Below are 21,040 nucleotides of genomic sequence, written 5' to 3'. Positions count from 1 at the left end.
CGAAGGGGGAGTTTTTTCAAGCCTTTCAACATTGAGCCTCAAACGCGGACCGGAAAAGCCAGCACATCACTGATAGACTCGCTGCCCAGAGCAATCATCAGCAGCCGATCCAAACCAATTGCTACCCCGCTGCAATCCGGCAAACCGAATTTCAATGCCTGCAAAAATGCTTCATCTTTGCTAACTACCGGCAAGTCGTGGCTTAGCCGATAAGCAATTTCCTTATCAAAACGCGCCTCCTGCTCTTGCGGATCCGCAAGCTCATAAAAACCATTACCCAGTTCCACACCATTGATGAATACCTCAAAACGCTCACTGACCCTTGAATCATCAACATGCAGGCGCGCCAGCGAAGACTGTATCGCCGGATAGCTATGCAGCAAATAAATCGTATCTTTATCCATCGTCCGCTGGACACAATGGCTAAAAATAAAATCCAGCCACAAGGCATGATCGTCGCCGCATAGGTCGACAGCCTCCGGAAGCTCATTCGCAGCCGCATAAGCTTGATAATCGCTGTTGCAAAATACCAAGGGATCCAAGCCGGTGGCGTCCAAAAATAATTGTTGGTAGCTGATTTGTTTGGTTGGCAATGCGGCATGAAAAGGTTGCAACAACTGCAACAATAATTCGGCGACTTCCGCCATCAATTGCCGCAAATCGTAGCCGACCCGATACCATTCCAAAATCGTGAATTCCGGATTGTGATAGCGCCCGGCTTCGCCGTTCCTAAACGCCTTGCAGATCTGATAAATACTGCCGCTGCCGTCGGCCAACAACCGTTTCATCGCGAACTCAGGCGAGGTTTGCAGAAACAGAGTGGGTCGGGTGGGGGGGAAGTTAAACTGACTGCTGAAAAAATCCAGCTGCGGGTCGGTACCGGTGGCTGGGCACAATAGCGGCGTCTCGACTTCCAGCACATCCCGTGCCTCGAAAAAACGCCGTGTCGCCGCCAGCATTTGCGCGCGAGTGCGCAAATGCTCGAGTGGGCAGCTCGGCTGCCAGCTTACCGTCACTCTTTGACGCGGGACACGTACTCGCCGGTGCGAGTATCGACTTTAATGACTTCGCCGATTTGTACAAACAAGGGTACGCGCACCACGGCACCGGATTCCAGCGTAGCCGGTTTGCCGCCACCGCCAGAAGTATCGCCTTTCAAACCAGGATCGGTTTCGGTAATTGCCAATTCCACGAAGTTGGGAGGTGTTACGGACAGTGGTGAGTCGTTCCACAAGGTCATCGTGCAGATGTCTTGCTCTTTCAGCCATTTGATCGCATCGGACACCGCATTTTTATCGGCTTGATACTGTTCAAAAGTATCGGGCACCATGAAATGCCAGAATTCGCCATCGCTATACAGATACTGCATTTCTTTATCAACGACGTCCGCACCTTCGACGGTATCGCCGGATTTGAAGGTACGCTCGATGACGCGGCCGGTTTTCAGATTTCTGATCCTGACCCGATTGAACGCCTGCCCCTTACCCGGCTTAACAAACTCGTTTTCGATAATCGAACAAGGGTCGTTGTCCAGCATGATTTTCAAACCGCCCTTGAACTCGTTGGTGCTAAAAGTCGCCATTTTTTCCTCGTGAAACAAATAATAGTCGGACGATTATAATGGATAAGATTTTTAATCGGAAACCGGAGCAGCATTGAACACCCAAACCGCCGGCTGGCAACAGGCGCTGGCCGACGCATTTACCAGCGTCGAGGCCCTTTGTGACTATTTGAATATTTCAACAGGCAGCGTGGCAATGCTGCCGGATTTCAAAGCCTTTCCGCTCCGTGTGCCGCGCGGCTTTGCTGATTGCATGCGCCGCGGCGATCCAAATGACCCCTTGCTGAGACAAGTGCTGCCGACTCAGAACGAACTGATCGACTATCCCGGCTACAGCCATGATCCGGTAGGCGACCTCGGCGCGGTCGCCGAAGCAGGTATCATTCATAAGTATCATGGCCGGGTATTGTTGATCAGCACCGGCGCTTGCGCGGTGCACTGCCGGTACTGTTTTCGACGCAATTTCCCGTATACGGAGTTGCAGTTGTCGACGCAAAAAGTTCAACAAGCGCTTAGCTACATCATTAGCCATCCGGAAATCAGCGAAGTCATCCTCAGTGGCGGCGACCCCTTGCTGCTAAATGACGAAAAACTCGGCCAGCTGTTGGCACGGTTAGGTGAGATTGAACATATCAAACGTATTCGCATTCATAGCCGAGTGCCCATCGTGCTACCAATGCGCATCACCCAACCACTGCTCAACTCTTTCTCCAGCCTGTCGCAACAAGTTGTGATGGTATTTCACGCCAATCATGCGAATGAGCTGAGTGTTGCCGTTGGAGCTATTTGCGGCGATTTACGCCGCCACGGCATCACTTTATTGAACCAAAGCGTTCTGCTAAAGGGAGTTAACGATGCCGGCCGCACTCTCTGCGAACTGAGCGAAAAGCTGTTTGAACTAGGTATTTTGCCTTACTACCTGCATGTACTGGATCACGCCAGCGGCACCGGTCATTTTGAAGTCTCCGAAACCACCGCCCGGCAATTGCTCGAAGATATGCAAAGCCATCTACCCGGTTATCTGGTTCCCAAGCTGGTTAAAGAACAGGCCGGAGCAGCCTATAAAATCCCAATTTGCTGAGCACCGGACAGTTTTCCGGCGACATGGATTCACATTTACCGATACCCGGTCTAAGATTTTTCCCGTCCCTCCCGGCCAGATCCCCGACATCAGCAAACTATGACAGATAAACTTGCCAATACTGCCAATCAGATACGCCGGTTCGTGCTGGTCGCAGTGTGTTTACTGTTGATAGGTGAGATTACCGTTGTGCTCTATCAAAACACAAACGGCACGAGTGAGCTGACCAAAATATTGATAGTTTTGCTGCCCGGACTGGCTGTCTTGTTGATTTTTAGCGAACTGCTGTCAAATCGGCAAATTTTATCCTCCGGACTGACACCCATCGGCGACTTTTACGACCATCTCGCCCAATCCGCCATCGTGGTCGATAATCAGGGGATTATTCGCCATGCCAACCAGGCAGCCGCTTTGTCGGTGGGCAAGTCCCCGGCGGAATTAGTCGGACAAACCATACACGCCTGGTTTCACCCGACCCACCATGCCGAAACAGAGTGCCCCTTATGCCAACATATCATGGCCGGCAAGGCTATGCAGGCCAGCGACTTTGCCTTTCCAAATCAAACATGGCAGCAAATCTCGCTTACCCGTCTGTCCACGCAGAACAACAGCGAATTAATTCAGTTCCATATCGACATCACGCCGCGAAAACAAGTTGAAGAACAATTGGCCCTGGTCATAGACGGCGCCCAGCTAGGCTACTGGGATTGGAATTATCTAAGCGGCGAACATTCCGTGAATCAACGTTGGCTGGACATGTTGGGCCTCAGCCATGACGAGCTGGATAACTATGTCAGCGACTGGGACAAACGCCTGCATCCGGACGACAGACAACGAGTGAAACAATTCGTTGCCAAACATATAGCCTCCGACCGCCCCTATGTCGTGGAATTTCGCATGCGCCATAAACTCGGCCATTGGGTATGGATACAAGGTTCCGGCGCCGTTGTCGCGTACGATCCGGTCAGCGGCGCTCCAAGCCGGCTATGCGGCACGCACCAAGACATCAGCGTGCGTAAGCAGTCGGAGCATAATCTGCAACGCGCCTATCAAATTATCAGCCAGAGCGCGGCAGTGGTATTGAAATGGAATAATTCCGAAGGATTACCGATAGAGTTCGCCACTGAGAACGCCCGCCAGCTATTCGGCTACAGTGTCGAACAATTGATTACCGGCAATCTGTTTTATCTAAACCTGATCCATCCTGACGATGTCGGGGTTTTCCTTCGCGAGATAGCCACCTGCCGCAACGATCCGGACTGTTCCGAAATAGCGCATCAACCCTATCGCATCGTCGCCCAAAACGGCGGCATAAAATGGGTGCAAGACCGCAAGATGGTGGTGCGCAACGAGCAAGGCAAGATTATCGACTATCAGGGTCTGGTGAGTGACATCACTCAGCAGCGTCAGCAATCCAGTGTGATTAGGAATATCGTCTCCAGCAACCTGCCGCAAAGTGCCACGTCGCTGCTGGATAATCTGACGCTATTGACCGTGGAAACCCTGGGAGCCGATTTTGCATTAATTGCCGAAACAACGGGCAATGGGCGTGCCCGTAGCCTATCGCTTTGCGCAAAAGGCAAAATTGTCGGTAACCGCGAATTCAGCCTAGATAATTCGCCTTGCCGCGAGGTGGCCGCCGACACTATTTGTTGTGTCGAACACGACGCAGCGGAACGATTCCCCGACGCCGACTGGCTGCGACGCCAACAAATTCAAGGTTATCTGGGCATTCCATTACACGACAAACAACAAAATAGTTTCGGATTTATCTCGGTATCCTACTGTCGGCCGATTCCCGATACTACCTTTGCCACAGACACCCTGAAATTATTCGCGTTGCAAATTACCGCCGAACTGGAACGCAGCCGTGCCATCAATGCACTGCAAGACCAAAAACAGCGCTTACTGGATGCGCAAAGTATTTCCCATATCGGCGATTGGCATTGGCATTTGCCGGGCAATCACTTTAGCTGGTCGGACGAAATGTATCGGATCACCGCAACCATTAAAGCGGTTTTTACCCCCAACTTTTCCAGCATTTTAAGCACGCTGATTCATCCGGACGACCAAAGCTTTTTCAAAACATCGATGCAAAACGCGATCAGTAGCGGCAGTCTCGATTTCAGACATCGGATAGTGCTCGGTAACGACCAAATTCGTCATGTCCACCAACGCGGACAAGTTATTCGCGACGTTAATGACAAACCCACTGGCGTTCAAGGCACCATGCAAGACATCACCGACCGGCTGCAAACCGAGCAACGGCTTTTGGAAGCCAAGCAGCAGGCAGAACAGGCAACACGGGTAAAATCGGAATTTCTCGCCAATATGAGCCACGAAATCCGCACGCCGATGAATGCCATTATCGGCTTGGTTGAATTATGTCTGAACAGCAGCATCTCCGCCAAACAGCGCGACTACCTGGAAAGAGTGGAAACCGCGTCACGCTCGTTGATGACCATCATTGACGACATTCTGGACTTTTCCAAAATGGAAGCCGGAAAAATGCAACTGGAATCCGTACCCTTTCTATTGGAAGAAATGCTGGACAAGGTGTTTTCCACGATGTCGGAACTTTGCGCCAGCAAAGGCATAGCCTTGATTCGCCCACCTAAGACGCTAACTTTTCTCCCGGTGATCGGCGACCCGCAACGGCTAAGGCAAATTTTTATCAATCTGATCGGGAATGCGATCAAATTTACCGAACATGGAGAGGTAAGAGTCACGCTCACCGAACTTAAGCGCTCTGCGCAACAGACTTGTTTGCAGTTTAGTATCAGCGATACCGGCATCGGCATGAATGCAGAAAAACAAGCCAAACTATTCCAGGCGTTCAGCCAAGGGGACAGTAGCGTCACACGTCATTACGGCGGCACGGGCTTGGGCCTGATCATTTCCAAACAATTGGTAGAACAAATGGGCGGAACGATAAGCGTCACCAGCCAAGAAAACCTGGGCTCTACATTTACCTTTAGCGTCAAACTGGGCATTACCAGCCTTGCTTCGATACGCAATGCGCAATACCAACAAAAGCTCCCCCTCGATACGGGGAAATTGCAACATATCAGCGGCGCCCGAGTATTGCTGGTTGAAGACAACGAAGTGAATCGAATTGTGGCCATCGAGTTGCTGGAACAAGCACATTTGCAAGTCGACGTGGCCGAAAACGGCGAAATCGCCTTGGGCAAACTGCAACAAACCACTTACGACTGCGTGCTAATGGATGTGCAAATGCCGGTGATGGATGGCTATCAAACCACCAAACAACTACGAACACTCCCCGGCTGTCAAACCTTGCCGGTCATAGCGATGACCGCTAACGCAATGAGTAATGATCGCAACAAATGCTTTCAAGCCGATATGGACGATTTCATCAGCAAACCGATATTACCGGAAACGCTTTACGCCACGCTGGCAAAATGGATTAAACCGCGAGCCGACGGGATACCCCAGACCGATCCCAACAGCGAACAGTTGGAAAGCAATCCGCTTCCTTATCTGTATGGCATAGACACCTCGGCCGGCTTACAACATACGGCCGGGAATCTTGCCGTCTATCGAAAAGTGTTACTAAAATTTGCTGAAAACCATGCGGATACCATGAACGAAATCGGCCAAGCCTTCATACATAACCAGCACGACAAGGCCTATCAATTAGTCCATACTTTGAAAGGCTTAGTCGGCTCCCTCGGAGCGTTACACTTGCAAAGCCACTTAGTACGGCTGGAAGAGTCGCTAATCGATTTCCGCGCCAATATTGCCGACGTACCGTATATCGATAGTAATATTGCCGCCACAACACTGGAGATGAGCAAGGTTATCAGCAGTATCAACAGTAATTTGGCCAACAGCGAAAGCCACAGCGACGGTGAACTGCGCTACTCGACACTGGAAACTCGGCAACAGCTGGCCATATTGATTGATAAACTGCAAACCTTCGATTCCGACTCGGACCAGCAACTTGAGCGGATTATGCGCCATATCGATGATAAAGCTCTGCTGCAAATCTTATTGCCCATCAAAAAACAAATTGCCAATTACCAGTTTGTAGATGCCGCGCAAGCTCTCAACCACATACTGGAACATCGGATATAGGAAAATGGAAAGTAGAAACACGCATACCATTCTGGCCGTGGACGATAGCCCGGAAAATCTGGATCTTATCAAGAATATTCTCGAACCCCATTACACGGTAAAAGTAGCCGTGCATAGCGAACTGGCGTTACATATCGCCACCAGCCAGCTTCCCGATCTGATCCTACTGGACATCATGCTGGACGACATGGATGGTTATGAAATATGCCATCAGCTCAAGTCATCGGATAAAACCCGCAATATTCCGATTATTTTTCTGACCGCCAAACATTCGGAAGAAGATGAGGTGCACGGTTTTCGAATCGGCGGTAGCGACTACATCACCAAACCGTTTTCGCCGTCGATTGTTTTAGCAAGAGTACGCACTCAAATACAGCTAAAAACCAAATCCGATTTATTGGAAAAACTGGCATCGCTGGATGGACTGACCGAGATACCCAACCGCAGAGCGTTTGACGCCGCCCTGGAACGCCAATGGAACCAGTCCAAACGCACCGGCATGCCGCTCTCGTTGTTAATTGCCGATATTGACAATTTCAAACAATTTAACGACTACTTTGGCCACCCTATGGGCGACGAGTGCCTGAAACGGGTGGCGCGTGCCTTACAAACAATTACCCACAGACCCGAAGACTTGGTAGCAAGATTGGGCGGTGAAGAGTTCGCCATCCTGCTTCCCAACACCGACAGCATAGGCGCCCTAATGCGTGCCGAGCAATACCGCGAAACCATAGAGAACCTGAAAATACGGCATACGCAGAACAATCCCAACAATTTCGTGACCATATCCCTCGGCGTTGCGACGCTACAGGCCCACACGTTCGACGACGTTGCCAGTTTATTGAAAGCAGCGGACGATGCGTTATATCAGGCCAAGCATCAAGGGCGGAATCGTATCTGCGCGAATAACTTGTCCAACGGCAGGTAGTTTAGAGATCTGCGCGTCGTTCCCGTTTCGGAAAGCGTCTATAATCCCCGCTAATCCACTCGATACCTTATTACCTCGGCTTTTTGTTTATGCATCTTTACCTCGACTTTAATGCTTCCTATCTTGCCGCGTTTGTAATGGGTTTATTCGGCAGCCTGCATTGCATAGGCATGTGCGGCTCCATTATCGGCACCCTAACTTACAGTCTGAAACCCGAACTTCGTAACGACAAGCGCCGTCTGTTCGGCATCGTGCTGAATTACAACATCGGTCGGGTTCTCAGCTACGCGATGGCCGGTGCCTTGGTTGGCGTGCTGGAGGCCTTCTTAACTTTACCTTTTGCTCAAGGCCAAGCGCACAGATTTTTGCAACTCCTCTCCGCCGTGGTGATGGCGGGTGCAGGGCTTTACCTTGGCGGCTGGTTTCCGTATTTTGCCTATATAGAAAAAATGGGCGCACGCTTCTGGAAACTGATCGAACCATTCGGCCGCCGATTGATTCCGGTACAAAACCGCACCCAAGCTTTGTTGTTTGGTATGGTGTGGGGCTGGCTACCCTGTGGCCTGATTTATACGGCATTGGCACTAGCAGTTACCACGGGGAGCATTACCCACAGCGCGCTCACGATGTTAGCATTTGGATTGGGCACTTTACCTGCCGTAATGGGTGTCGGTATAATGACCTCATTACTGGCGAGGCTTTCGAAAATCCGGCACTTTAAACACGCGGTGGCAGCCTTGTTTATTATCTTTGCGCTATTGGCAGCCTTCCCATGGCTCTATCCGATGCGCGTTGAACACATCATGACGTTTTGAGAGGTTTTACAGTGGATAACTTCGATCCTATTATTGGACAATCTCCCGCAATCGAAGCATTGATTCGCAGCGCTCGTATCGTTGCGGCGACCGACGTTACCGTGCTGATCAAAGGCGAAACCGGCACGGGAAAAGAAGTACTGGCAACGGCCATTCAAAAGGATAGCCCGCGCGCAAATAAACCTTTCATCGCCTTAAATTGCGCAGCACTCCCTGAGGGTCTGGTTGAATCAGAAATATTCGGCCATAAGAAAGGCGCTTTTACCGGCGCAGTATCGGACAAGCAAGGTTTGTTTCAGGCAGCCGATGGCGGCACTTTGTTTCTGGACGAAATCAATTCCTTACCCTTGGGAATCCAGGCAAAACTTTTGCGCTTTCTGGAGTCGGGAGAATGTTTACCCGTTGGCGGCACCAAACCCTACATGGTGAATGTGCGCGTGATTGCTGCCTCCAATGCCGACCTCACCAAACTGATAGAAAACGGTCAATTTCGTCAGGACTTGTATTTTCGCTTAAATGTAGTGCCGCTGGAATTGCCGGCATTACATCAGCGCACCGAAGATATAGAAATACTGGCGAAACACTTTTTCACACACTTCTCGGCCGCACATTCCCTGGAACCGCCTACTTTCAGCAGACAAGCCATAAAAACGCTGCGCAGCTACAAATGGCCGGGCAATGTACGTGAATTGCGCAATCTTTGCGAAAGACTAAGCATTCTGCTGGCGGGCAAAGTAATCGAGCCGGAAAATCTGCCCCACGAATTCAACCGCAGCGCAATAACAGTCAGCTCGGACTTTACTTTGCCGGAGTTGGGTCTACAACTAGATGCACTGGAAGCAGATATGATTCTGCAAGCTTTGAACAGAACCAAAGGCAATCGCAGCAAATCGGCGCGCTTATTGGGCATTTCCAGAGACACCTTGCTTTACCGGATTCAAAAGCACGGCTTGGCAACACACTAAGCCATACGGTTTACCGGGGGCTGCATGGTTCAGCCCCAGCCTCCACTTAAACAGCTAACGCCGCCGCCTGACCCACTGCACAGTAACATTATCGCTTTTACCTTGGGCTCGTAACACTGCCATTTTTGCCATCTTCTGCAACTCCGGCTTTCCGCTACCCTCTTGCGATAACGCCAACAATTCCTGTTCCTTTACAAACTCCCAAAAACCGTCGCTACAGAGCAGAAAGGTTTCGCCGCATTTCATCGGTGGGAAACAGGCAATATCCACCGCAGGCGCAGTCAACACATTGATACTTCGGGTCAGCTTATGCTGATCGGGATGAACACCCATCTCCCATTCGCTGATTTTTCCCTCGTTAAACAGTTGTTGGGGCACAGAATGATCTTTTGTACGCCATAGAACTTGCTCGGAATTGATCCGATAAACTCGCGAATCTCCGCAATGCGCCACTATCGCTCGTTCCTGGTCCAGATACAGGATTGCACAGGTGGTGTGGGCATCGCTTGCAAACGGATCGTCGGCAAATAGTTCACTCATATTCCTAACAGCTTCCGCAATCCAAGCAGCCATGACCGTTTCTGCCTTCACTGAGGCTATATGACCATGATATTTTTCCGCCAGAGCAATCAAGCTACGGCAAAAAAATTGTGAAGCTTTTTCGCCGGAGTAATGTCCGCCTAATCCGTCAGCGACCACAAATAATGCGTAATCAGAGCACACCCGGTGCGCCATGCAATCCTGATTGACCTCGCGATTGCCTATCGAAGTTAATTGATAAAACTCGAGTTCTTTCTGCATTACATCAACCGTGTAAACGCGACTCCCGCATGACGCGCTTCATATCCCTGACCGCACTATCCAAGCCGGAAAACAAAGCCTGTGCAATCAAAGAATGACCAATATTTAGCTCGACAATCTGATCAATCCGGCAAATAGCCTCCACATTGGCGATATTCAAGCCGTGGCCGGCATTGACTTGTAATCCTGCTTGGTGCGCGTAAGCCGCAGCCGTGCGGATTCGTTGCAATTCTTGCTCCCGCTCTGGTTTACTTGCAGCATCGGCATAGCGGCCGGTATGTAACTCCACCACCGGCGCCCCCGCCTGGACCGCCGCATCGATTTGCCGACAATCCGGATCGATAAACAAGGAGACTTCTATATTCGCATCCGCCAATTGTTGGCAGGCAGAACGCATCTTTTCCGCGGCGCCTGCCACATCCAGACCGCCTTCGGTCGTCAATTCTTCTCGGCGCTCCGGTACCAAACAACAAGCTTGCGGCTCAACTTTAACCGCAAACGCCAACATGGCATCCGTCACTGCCATTTCCAGATTCAACCGGGTGTGCAACATATTCTTTAACAAATAAATATCTCTGTCCTGAATATGCCGTCTGTCTTCGCGCAAATGCGCGGTAATGCCGTCGGCACCGGCTTGCTCGGCGATCAGCGCAGCCTGCACCGGCTCGGGATAACGAGTACCTCTCGCCTGACGCAAGGTCGCAACATGGTCGATGTTGACACCTAATAAGATGATTTGTTTTTCCATTGAATATTGGTCCGCAAGCGGATGAGAAAGAGGGATGAAAGACGGTCAACCTATCCTGATCTTTGTCTTTCGCCTATAAATACTTAATAATTTTTGCCAGGACATCCCTACTTTTCAACTGTCTGCCTTGCAAATGTCCATCCAGCATTTTTCTGAAGAGCAGTTTGGCTTCGAGCAGAGCGCGGCCTTCCAACGAAGCCCTTGCGGCCAATATTGACAAGGTTTCACCAGCGACCAAACCTTCGTTATCCGCGACCATGCCGAAATCAGCTAAAAAATTGTAGCGCTGACCTATCTTGATGGGATTACCGTTAGCTTCCGAATCCATCGCAACGGCGTAGCCAGCTTCTTGCAACAAATCCAGTTCAAAATAACGCAGAGTCTGCTCGATACATTCACCAAGCAATAAACCACTCAAGCAGCGCTCGTAGCAGCTAAATATCTCGGGCTGGGGATCGTCTTTGTGCACGAATAGTTGCACCAACTCGTTCACATAAAATCCGCAGTAAAGCGCCAAGCGCTCTAAAGGGTAGCTGTCGACGTATTCCACCTGAGACAGAATTTTTAGTTCGTTTTTATCGATAAATGACAGCCGCAATGCACTGAAAGGCAATAACAACCCGGCAATTTTCGACTTTTCCTTACGCACACCCTTGGCAAGCATGGACATCACGCCAAAATCCCGCGTGAAAACCTCTAACAATACACTGGTTTCCCGGTATGGCCGATGCTGCAGAACAAACGCCGGCTGTAAATAAACGGCCAAGCCGCTCATTAATGGCCAAAATCGCTAAAACCTAAACTCTGTAAGGCGCGCTCGTTATCCGACCAACCCTTTTTCACTTTGACCCACAATTCCAGATAGACTTTTTGGCCGATCAATTTTTCAATATCAACCCGCGCCTCGCTACCGACTTTTTTCAGCATTTCGCCTTGCTTACCGATGACGATACTTTTCTGGCTATCTCGCTCGACCAAAATCGCCGCGTATATTTTGCAAAGCTCCGGAAACTCCTCGTAGCGTTCGATTTCGACAGTCAGCGCATAAGGTAATTCGTCACCCAAACGCCGGGTTAGTTTTTCGCGAATAATTTCGGCGGCAAAAAAGCGCTCCGGCCGGTCAGTGATTTGATCTTCCGGATAAATCAGCTCGGCCTTGGGCAGCAAGGCCATGATATGCTGCTCCAATACATCAAGATTGGTATTCTTCAAGGCCGAAACCGGCACGATATGCTGAAAGGGATATTTTTGCTGGGCCTCGGCGAAAAACTTCAACACCGCATCCTTATCCTTGATTTTATCGACCTTGTTGATTGCCAAGATAACCGGCAGTCCGGCTTGCTCGAGTTTCTTGAAAATCTTCTCGTCGTAGTCGTGCCAATACAGGCCGTCCAGCAACCAAATCACGACATCGACTCCCAGCAAGGTGCTGTCCGCAGTCTTATTCAGATAACGGTTCAATACCTTTTTTTCGTCGCTGTGCATGCCCGGTGTGTCCATGAAGATGGCTTGACCAGCGGCTGTCGTCTTGATACCCAGAATTCGGTGCCGGGTAGTTTGCGGTTTTCTTGAGGTGATACTGAGCTTCTGACCCAGCAAGTGATTCATCAGCGTCGATTTGCCGACATTGGGCCTACCGATTAAAGCAACATATCCGCAGTTCATTTATCCCTGGATTGTAAAAAATTTAACATATTTTCGGCAGCAGCCTGCTCGGCCTTTTTTCTGGAAATACCTACGCCATTTCGGGTTTCCGGTGTTAATGCGATGGTGCATTTCACTTCAAAGGTTTGGGCATGATCCGCGCCGGACATGCTGACCAATTCGTAAATCGGCAAGGGTTTACGGCTGGCTTGCATCAACTCCTGCAAACGGGTTTTCGGGTCTTTGGTCCAATCGTCTACTTTCAGCGCGGCCAGCTTGTCATCGAATAATCGCAATATCCACTGCTGACAAACCTCAACGCCTTGGTCTTTCAGCAAGGCCCCCATGATGGCTTCCAACGCATCCGACAAAATCGAATCTCTACGGAAACCGCCGCTTTTCAGTTCGCCGGAACCTAGAATTAGATAATCACCGATATTGTGCTGCCTGGCCACTTCCGCCAGCGAATTCTGGTTGACCAAACTGGCCCGCAGCCGACTTAAGGCGCCCTCTCCCGCCTCGGGGAACAGTTCGTATAGTTTTTGGGCGATCACGAAGCCCAACACGGAATCGCCCAGATATTCCAGGCGCTCGTTGTTTCTGGCCCCCATGCTGCGATGAGTCAAAGCCATCGTAAATAAGCTGGGATCGTTAAAGGTTAAACCCAACTTACCGGCTAGAGTTTCAGGCTTTTTAATCACTTATTGCCAGCTTCGAATCCCTCGTGGAATTCAACCAACACACTCAAATTACCCATAATGGGCTCCACTCGCTCGTAGTCGATGTCAACCCGTACATAGCCGGGTTGCGCGACAATTTTGATATTGTCATTGGTGACGTGCTCTACATAATTCATATCAAAGCGTTTTTCCAAGCTACCCTTTATATCAGACTTAGTTTTAGTCACTATATCGGTAGTGTTTTCCACCGCTTTCAAGGCGTTTACCACCCGGCTATGATTGATATAAATCGGCGCAATTTTTAGAATCAATAAGGTAAAAAAACCAATTAACGCCAAAATAAAGGCAATGGACAGAAAGGTTAAACCGCGTTGTTTTTTTAATGATGACGGCATAACACTACCCCCAAGAAAAATTAGAAATAAACCGACGACTGTTGAGAGTCCACCGCATTAAGCATTGTTTTTTCGGATTATCTAACAGCAAACCTCTCAACGCAGCACTGTGCCTAGCCGGTCGAAAGCAATACCGTTATTTTGCCAGTCCCAATTCATCCAGATAAAAAAGGCTCTACCCACCAGATTAGCTTCCGGTACCGTACCCCAATAACGACTGTCATTACTGTTATCGCGGTTATCGCCCATGACGAAATACTGACCCTGCGGCACGACGAACACATCCTCTACAGACGAAGCCCCGTGACTTACCAGGATGGAATGCTCAACCCCCAACAAATCCTCTTCCAGCCGCTCGGCACCGCTCATATTGCTGCCCTGCCCGACGCCTTGATAACGTCCCAAAGACACTTGCTTGGCGGGTACGCCGTTGACGTAAAGCTTTTTATCAAAGTAAGCGACGCGGTCACCCGGCAAACCTATCACTCGTTTGATGTAATCGACTTCCGGCTGTTTCGGAAACCTGAACACCACGATATCGCCGCGCTTGGGCTCACCCATTTCGATAACCTTGGTGTTCAGCACAGGTAAGCGCACTCCATAACTGAATTTATTCACCAAAATAAAATCACCGACCAACAATGTCGGCATCATCGATCCCGAGGGAATCCGGAAGGGTTCGAACAGAAACGAGCGCAGCAACAATACGATCAACACCACCGGAAAAAACGAACGGGCATATTCGACCAGTAACGGCTCGTTCTCAGTAGGATAAGGCAGATTGGCCCGCTTCAGATATAAGCTATAGCCACCCCAGACAACGCCGGTGACAAAACTGGCTACCACCAGAAAAAATGAAAAATCGTAATCCATAATTGATCGTTATTACTCTTTATTGACCTGCAACACCGCCAGGAAGGCTTCCTGTGGAATCTCGATACTACCCACCTGCTTCATGCGTTTCTTACCGGCTTTCTGTTTTTCCAGCAGCTTTTTCTTACGGGTAATGTCGCCACCATAACATTTGGCTGTGACATTTTTGCGCATGGCTTTTACGGTAGAGCGGGCGATGACCTTGGCACCAATAGCCGCCTGAATCGCCACTTCGTACATCTGCCGCGGAATCAGATCTTTCATCTTTTCGACTAAATCTCGACCACGGTTCTGACTCAAATCCCGATGCACAATAATAGACAAGGCATCGACTTTGTCGCCATTGATCAAGACGTCCAGCTTAACCAGCGGCGCAGGTTCGAAGCGCAAAAATTCGTAATCGAAAGACGCATAGCCGCGGCTACAGGATTTCAAACGATCAAAGAAATCCAGCACTACTTCACTCATCGGTAGTTCGTAGCTAAGCGATACTTGGCTACCGGCATACTGCATGTTTTTTTGGATGCCGCGTTTTTCGATACACAGATTGATCACGTTACCCAAGTAGGCCTGCGGCACCAGAATATTGGCCTGAATAATCGGTTCGCGAATCTCGACAATGGTGCCGACATCCGGCAGCTTAGCCGGATTGTCGACCATAACGACCTCGCCGCCATGGGTTTCCACTTCGTAAATAACAGTCGGCGCGGTGGTAATCAGATCGATGTTGTATTCGCGCTCCAGCCGTTCCTGGACGATCTCCATATGTAGCATGCCGAGGAAGCCGCAACGAAAGCCAAAACCCAGCGCTTGCGAGGTTTCCGGTTCGTAATTGAGTGCCGAGTCATTCAGACGCAATTTATCCAAGGCTTCGCGCATGGCGCCGAAATCATCGGAACTGACCGGATACAAACCAGCAAACACCCGCGGCTGGACTTTTTCAAACCCCGGCAGTACTTCACTGGCTGGATTGTCGGTAGCCGTAATGGTGTCGCCGACCGGCGCGCCGAAAATGTCCTTGATGCCGGCAACAATGAATCCCACCTCACCGGTGTTGAGTTGCTGCTTTTCCAATTGTTTGGGGGTATAAACGCCCAATTTATCAACCAGAAATGACTTTCCGGTCGACATCACGGTAATTTTTTGCTTTTTCCGCAAACTACCGTTGACGATGCGCACCAAGGACACCACGCCCAGATAGTTGTCGAACCAGGAATCGATGATTAAAGCCTGTAACGGCGCATTTTCATCGCCGGCCGGCGGTGGAATCTTTTGAATCAGTTGATCCAGCACGGCTTCGACACCAATGCCGGTCTTCGCGCTGATCTTCAAAGCTTCATCGGCCGGAATGCCGATCACATTCTCGATTTCTTCCATCACCCGCTCGGGCTCAGCTGACGGCAAATCGATCTTATTCAAGACCGGCACGACTTCCAAACCTTGTTCGATGGCGGTGTAGCAGTTAGCGACGCTTTGCGCTTCGACGCCTTGAGCCGCATCGACGACCAGCAAGGCACCCTCGCAAGCCGCCAGCGAACGCGAAACTTCATAGGAAAAGTCCACGTGGCCCGGCGTGTCGATAAAGTTCAGCTGATAGGTGACGCCGTCACTGGCCTTGTAATCCAGGGTGACGCTTTGCGCCTTGATGGTAATACCACGCTCCCGCTCCAGATCCATGGAATCGAGTACCTGCGCCTCCATTTCCCGGTCGCTTAAGCCGCCACAAATTTGAATAAATCGGTCTGCCAATGTCGATTTCCCGTGATCGATATGGGCAATGATGGAGAAATTTCTGATATTTTTTTGATCCACTTAGCTTCTAGTTAATTCGTTAGGTTTACAGAATAAATGCGGTAGCTGCCCTGCCCCCGCGAGGTACTGCTTTAGGCGGCCTTAGCCAGTATTTGTCTGAATTGCGCGACGGTTTCGGCAGTCAACGGCTGCCGCTGGTTGTCCCAGACCACGCCGTCAAGTTCGTCGGCCAACGTATCGATGGTTTCCATGAAATCATCGAATACCGCCAACGGCGCATCGACTTCGCGCGGTTGCATAAAAAACACGATGCCGGGGCAATAAAAATCTTGTAGCCCGGTGTCCGGGAAAGTACCGGGGTCAACCATGCTGGCGACTGCGAAATCGACCATGCGATTGGCATCCACCCGCTCGAATACCCGCACACTGCCATAGCGCAAGCCCACACGTTCGAAAGCCTCGAACAGATCTTCGCCATTAAAGCCTTGGTCGGCACGGGCAACGATGCTGAACTCGATCAAAGCCGGCAATTCCAAACGCCGCGAATTAGCCAAGGTCGCGGCTTGTTTTTTCTCGACATCCTTGCGCACAGCATCGGCAGAAGGTTTTGGGCTGGGCTTGATGGCTTGATCGTCTAACAGAGCATCTCCATCAACCAACTCGTTGCCTAACGCAAATACATCCATCTCGTCGTCGTCTTCCTCGACCGAAAACTCGTCAACCACTCGGTCGTCGTAAGAGTCCTCGTCGTAATAATCGTCAGGGGTGCGTCTTTCTCGCAACGACTTGACGAAATGCCACAACACCATGCCGATCATCACCAGCACGCCGATCAAAATAATCACGACTCTTAATAATTCTTTATCCATTAGCTTTCTGCCATGCTCACTGCTTCATCAATATCAACCGCCACCATTCTGGATACTCCAGGCTCCTTCATGGTAACACCTGCCAGATGTTTTGCAATTTCCATTGTGACTTTGTTGTGCGAAATATACAAAAACTGTACGGTTGCCGACATGTCTTCCACCATCTGCGAAAAGCGCACGACATTAGCATCGTCGAGCGGCGCGTCCACTTCATCCAGCAAACAGAATGGCGCCGGATTCAGTTCAAAAATAGAAAAAACCAAGGCCACCGCCGTCAAGGCCTTTTCGCCGCCGGACAACAAATGAATAGAGCTGTTGCGCTTGCCGGGTGGCCGGGCGATGATGTTGACGCCGGCTTCCAGCAAATCGTCTTCGGTGAGCTCCAGATAAGCCTGACCGCCACCGAACAAACGCGGAAACTTTTCTTTCAAACCGTTATTGATCTTGTCGAAAGTCTCTTTAAAGCGTTGGCGACTTTCCTTGTCGATCTTGCTGATGGCCTGATCCAACGTATTCAATGCATCAACCAAGTCGTCATGCTGCTCGTTTAAAAATTTCATCCGTTCGGACTGGGTTTTGAACTCTTCGATGGCAGTCAGATTGATGGAGCCCAACTTTTCTATTTGATCAGTCAGCTCGTCGACGGCATTTTTCCATTTCGTTTCGCTCGCGCCTTCGGTTAGATTGGTCAATATCACCTCCGGGTCGGCGTCGACCTCGGTGAGCTGTTCGGCAATCGTTTGCTGTCGTACCCGGCTGTCTTGTTGCTCAAAACGCACCTGATCCAAAGCTTCTTTTTGTTTTTCCAAGGAGCGCTGCGTTTGCGAATATTGCTCGGCTAACTGACTGACCGTCTGTTCGCTGGCTTGTTGCGCCTGGCGCTCGGACTGCAAGTTATCCTCGAATTCGGCTTTTCTTTCCAACAACTCTTCCAACTGCATTTTCTCATCGTCGAGCGGCGCTAATGAAAAATGCAACTTGTTTTCCAATTCAGCGATTCGATCAGCGGATTGCTGATGTTGCAATTGCAAACGCTCGATCTGTTTGGCAGTCAGTATTTCCGAGGACTTCAGCGATTCGATTTGCGCATGCAACCTGTGCAAATGTCGACGCGCTTCATCGACCGAGGCATCGGTGTTTTGCTGCTGGGCTTGAATTTGCTGATTCAGTTGTTCCAATTCGGTTTTTTTTTCGCCCAGATCGCCTAAAGCTTGCTCGGCATCTTGCTTGATCATCTCCGCTTCGGAGATGCTTTCGGCGTTTTCGGCAAGATGCTGGCTGATTTCTTCGATTTCGTGATCGAGTTGCTCCAGGCGGCGCTTTTGCTGTTCGAAACGGGCCGATTGCGCACTATATTCGGCGCTTTTTGCGGAAAACTCGGCGCTGAGCAGCTTTTCCTTTTGTTGATATTGCTCTCGATTGTTTTCGGCGGCCTTCAATTCGTGTTCGGAGTTGGCTAATTGCTCTTCGTCCTCGGCTATCATCATCTGCAATTCGCTTTGCCGCTGCTTCAGTTCGCGTAATTCCTTTTCCCTATGCAGTACCCCGGCCTTGCTGTCGCTACCACGGCTGATTTTGATCCAGTCCTTGCCCAACCAAGTGCCGTCGGCCAATACCACCGACTCGTGCGCCTGCAGATGCATTTGCCGGGCTTGTTGCAGGGTCTCCGCGCAGTAAATGCCGCTCAACAAACTGGATAAATCCCAGCGACTGCGCAGCTTACTCGCCAAAGCCACCGAATCGGGACTAACACTAGATGGGCTAGCATGCGTTTCGAACACCACCAACGATTGCTTGGTCAAATCCTGCAACTCGCCCAGTATAGAATCGGCGCTATCCACACAGATCGCTTCCAGGTAACTGCCCAACACCGTTTCCACCGCGGTTTCCCAACCTTCTTCAGCATCCAGGAACTCGGCCAATCGTGGCTGTTGCTCCAAACCCACCTGTTCCAGCCAGGCGCTCAGCTCTTTTTTATCCTTGCCCATCGCATGCTGCTGCAATAACTCCAAGGAACTGATCTTGCCGTTGACCTTTTGCAACTCGGCTCGGCTGGCGTGCAGGCTGTCGTGAAGTTGCTTGATGGCCGGCCGCAGTTCCGCGATGCGTTGCAGCACGACTTCCAGTTGCTGCTGCAATTGCTCGCGTTCGGCTTCGATCAATTCGATACTGCTATCCAGGGTTTCCAATTCCAGTTGCAATTGGGTGTCTGCCAGGCCACCGCGTTCGCCATTTAATTTGTCTAAGCGCGTCTGCAACTGCCGGTTTTGATTTTCCAGCTGCACCAGCTTGGTCCGCTGTACTTCGGCTTGTTCGCGGTAGCCGGCGTTTTCCGCCAAAAAAGCTTCCCACTGCTGCTGCCATTGCTGCTTTTGCAGATGCGCGTCTTGCTGAATGCCCAGCAAGTCTTCCTCACGCTCGCGGGCAACGATCATGGTTTCTTCAGCTTCCAGCAAGGTCTGACGGATTTCCTCCAATTGCTGCCGATCCTGCTCGCATTCGGATTGCGCCTGCTCAGCTTGCAGTTTCAAGCGATTGATTTCGACCAGGGTTTCTTCGTGGCTTTTTTGGTTGTGCTTGATGGCCTGCTCCAGCCGACTAACTTCGGCGACCACCGCATAATATTCGGCTTGGGTACTATCCAAATGCTGCTGCTGGGCTTTTTGTTCGCCGCGTTTAAGCTCCATGGCTTTTTCGGTATCGCGCAGCAACACGAACAAACGATTGTGCTCGGCGGCGATACTTTGCAGTTTTTCTTCCAGCTTCTGCGCCGAACGCTGAAAATTTTGCCAGCGCATCGCCAGCAACTCTTGCTTGTACTGGCGCTCCTGCTTTTTCAGTTCGGTGTACTTCTCGGCCTTCTCGGCCTGCTTGGCCAAATTCTTGATTTGCTTTTCGACTTCGTCGCGCAAGTCGTTCAGCCGCTCCAGATTTTCGCGGGTATGGCGCATGCGGGTTTCGGTTTCCGAACGCCGCTCTTTATATTTGGAAACACCCGCCGCTTCCTCGATATGCACCCGCAAGTCTTCGGGCTTGGCTTCGACCATTCGGGAAATCGTGCCCTGCTCGATGATCGCATAGCTGCGCGAACCGAGACCGGTGCCCAAGAACAGATCGGTAATATCTTTACGCCGACATTTGGAGCCGTTGAGCATGAACAGCGATTGGCCGTCGCGGCTGACCTGGCGCTTGATGGAAATGGTGGCGTACTGTGAATATTCCCCGCCGGCCTTGCCTTCGCTGTTGTCGAATACCAGTTCCACCGACGCCATGCTGACAGGTTTACGGCCCGACGAACCGTTAAAAATCACGTCCGCCATATTGCCGCCGCGCAAATGCTTGGCCGAGCTCTCGCCCATCACCCAGCGCACCGCGTCGATGATATTGGATTTGCCGCAACCGTTCGGCCCGACGATCGCGGTCAGATTGCCATTGATCGGTATCGTGGTGGGATCGACAAAGGATTTGAAACCCGAAAGTTTGATTTTTTCCAGCTTCATGCCTGATTTATGACGTTCAAGACCGTTTACAAAGCCGGCTATTATCGTCGAAATGCCGTTTCGATTCGAATGGAATTTAACTCGGTTTACCACCAAGCCTTAAACCGAGCCCAACATTTCGTCTCGAAAATCAATACGTAAACAGATTGCGGGCATCGCTTGATCAAGCCTATGGACAAGTCAGACTGCAAACTCCCGCAACCGAAAACCGCTCGATATTCCAGCCTACTTCAGCTTAGTGCGCACCTCGGCATTGCCCGCAAACATCCGCTCTTTACGCCTTTTTTACACGGCTAAAAATAAAATCCGCAGATAGCCAAAAGTTGCCGA

The 21,040-nt window shown here is 50.6% G+C and carries 17 protein-coding genes; 5 read left to right on the top strand and 12 right to left on the bottom strand.

Features of this window, described 5'->3' with window-relative positions:
- Window positions 1-38: 38 nt before the first annotated feature.
- Both epmA and efp read right to left on the bottom strand, forming a co-directional pair.
- Window positions 39-1,016: an EF-P lysine aminoacylase EpmA gene (epmA, locus tag ACH5Y9_RS02510; RefSeq protein WP_033155524.1), complete on the bottom strand. Its 978-nt coding sequence runs from the start codon at window positions 1,014-1,016 to the stop codon at window positions 39-41.
- Complete coding sequence (efp, locus tag ACH5Y9_RS02505) at window positions 1,013-1,582, bottom strand: elongation factor P (RefSeq protein WP_033155525.1); 570 nt, start codon at window positions 1,580-1,582, stop codon at window positions 1,013-1,015. The genes epmA and efp overlap by 4 nt, the downstream gene beginning before the upstream one ends.
- 73 nt (window positions 1,583-1,655) lie before the next feature.
- Here efp and epmB point away from each other — a divergent pair, with 73 nt between their 5' ends.
- From epmB to ACH5Y9_RS02480, 5 genes are all read left to right on the top strand, one after another.
- Window positions 1,656-2,642, top strand: a complete 987-nt coding sequence (gene epmB, locus ACH5Y9_RS02500; protein ID WP_445368391.1) for an EF-P beta-lysylation protein EpmB — start codon at window positions 1,656-1,658, stop codon at window positions 2,640-2,642.
- 99 nt (window positions 2,643-2,741) lie between these two features.
- Complete coding sequence (locus ACH5Y9_RS02495) at window positions 2,742-6,740, top strand: PAS domain-containing protein (RefSeq protein WP_445368390.1); 3,999 nt, start codon at window positions 2,742-2,744, stop codon at window positions 6,738-6,740.
- Window positions 6,741-6,744: 4 nt separating this feature from the next.
- On the top strand, window positions 6,745-7,668 hold the full coding sequence (locus ACH5Y9_RS02490; RefSeq protein ID WP_205450969.1) for a diguanylate cyclase domain-containing protein: 924 nt from the start codon (window positions 6,745-6,747) through the stop codon (window positions 7,666-7,668).
- Window positions 7,669-7,757: 89 nt separating this feature from the next.
- Window positions 7,758-8,483 (top strand): sulfite exporter TauE/SafE family protein, encoded by a 726-nt coding sequence (locus tag ACH5Y9_RS02485; RefSeq protein ID WP_445368389.1) that lies wholly within the window; start codon window positions 7,758-7,760, stop codon window positions 8,481-8,483.
- 11 nt (window positions 8,484-8,494) lie between these two features.
- Window positions 8,495-9,448: a sigma-54 interaction domain-containing protein gene (locus tag ACH5Y9_RS02480; protein WP_033155529.1), complete on the top strand. Its 954-nt coding sequence runs from the start codon at window positions 8,495-8,497 to the stop codon at window positions 9,446-9,448.
- 54 nt (window positions 9,449-9,502) lie between these two features.
- Here ACH5Y9_RS02480 and ACH5Y9_RS02475 read toward each other — a convergent pair whose 3' ends face one another.
- From ACH5Y9_RS02475 to smc, 10 genes are all read right to left on the bottom strand, one after another.
- Entirely contained in the window at window positions 9,503-10,249 is a 747-nt protein-coding gene (locus tag ACH5Y9_RS02475; RefSeq protein WP_445368388.1) for a PP2C family protein-serine/threonine phosphatase, read from the bottom strand.
- Window positions 10,250-10,253: 4 nt separating this feature from the next.
- Window positions 10,254-10,997 carry a pyridoxine 5'-phosphate synthase gene (pdxJ, locus tag ACH5Y9_RS02470; RefSeq protein WP_445368387.1) on the bottom strand — a complete coding sequence of 248 codons (744 nt, stop codon included), beginning with the start codon at window positions 10,995-10,997 and terminating at the stop codon, window positions 10,254-10,256.
- 73 nt (window positions 10,998-11,070) lie between these two features.
- A complete protein-coding gene (recO, locus tag ACH5Y9_RS02465) occupies window positions 11,071-11,772 on the bottom strand; it encodes a DNA repair protein RecO (RefSeq protein WP_445368386.1) in 702 nt (233 codons plus the stop codon).
- The gene (era, locus tag ACH5Y9_RS02460) at window positions 11,772-12,662 is read right to left on the bottom strand and encodes a GTPase Era (protein WP_445368385.1); all 891 of its coding nucleotides are present in this window, start codon (window positions 12,660-12,662) and stop codon (window positions 11,772-11,774) included. Before era ends, recO begins: the two co-directional genes overlap by 1 nt.
- The gene (gene rnc / locus ACH5Y9_RS02455; protein WP_205450973.1) at window positions 12,659-13,342 is read right to left on the bottom strand and encodes a ribonuclease III; all 684 of its coding nucleotides are present in this window, start codon (window positions 13,340-13,342) and stop codon (window positions 12,659-12,661) included. Before rnc ends, era begins: the two co-directional genes overlap by 4 nt.
- On the bottom strand, window positions 13,339-13,716 hold the full coding sequence (locus ACH5Y9_RS02450) for a DUF4845 domain-containing protein (RefSeq protein WP_033155535.1): 378 nt from the start codon (window positions 13,714-13,716) through the stop codon (window positions 13,339-13,341). The genes rnc and ACH5Y9_RS02450 overlap by 4 nt, the downstream gene beginning before the upstream one ends.
- Before the next feature lie 96 nt (window positions 13,717-13,812).
- Window positions 13,813-14,589 (bottom strand): signal peptidase I, encoded by a 777-nt coding sequence (gene lepB / locus ACH5Y9_RS02445; RefSeq protein ID WP_033155536.1) that lies wholly within the window; start codon window positions 14,587-14,589, stop codon window positions 13,813-13,815.
- A 12-nt stretch (window positions 14,590-14,601) separates the two neighbouring features.
- A complete protein-coding gene (gene lepA, locus ACH5Y9_RS02440) occupies window positions 14,602-16,401 on the bottom strand; it encodes a translation elongation factor 4 (protein ID WP_445368384.1) in 1,800 nt (599 codons plus the stop codon).
- Between the two features lie 71 nt (window positions 16,402-16,472).
- Window positions 16,473-17,210 (bottom strand): cell division protein ZipA C-terminal FtsZ-binding domain-containing protein, encoded by a 738-nt coding sequence (locus ACH5Y9_RS02435; RefSeq protein ID WP_445368383.1) that lies wholly within the window; start codon window positions 17,208-17,210, stop codon window positions 16,473-16,475.
- A complete protein-coding gene (smc, locus tag ACH5Y9_RS02430; RefSeq protein ID WP_445368382.1) occupies window positions 17,210-20,710 on the bottom strand; it encodes a chromosome segregation protein SMC in 3,501 nt (1,166 codons plus the stop codon). The genes ACH5Y9_RS02435 and smc overlap by 1 nt, the downstream gene beginning before the upstream one ends.
- Window positions 20,711-21,040: the final 330 nt, after the last annotated feature.

Source organism: Methylomonas sp. BW4-1, from assembly GCF_052474385.1.
This window is presented reverse-complemented; position numbering and strand designations above follow the sequence as displayed.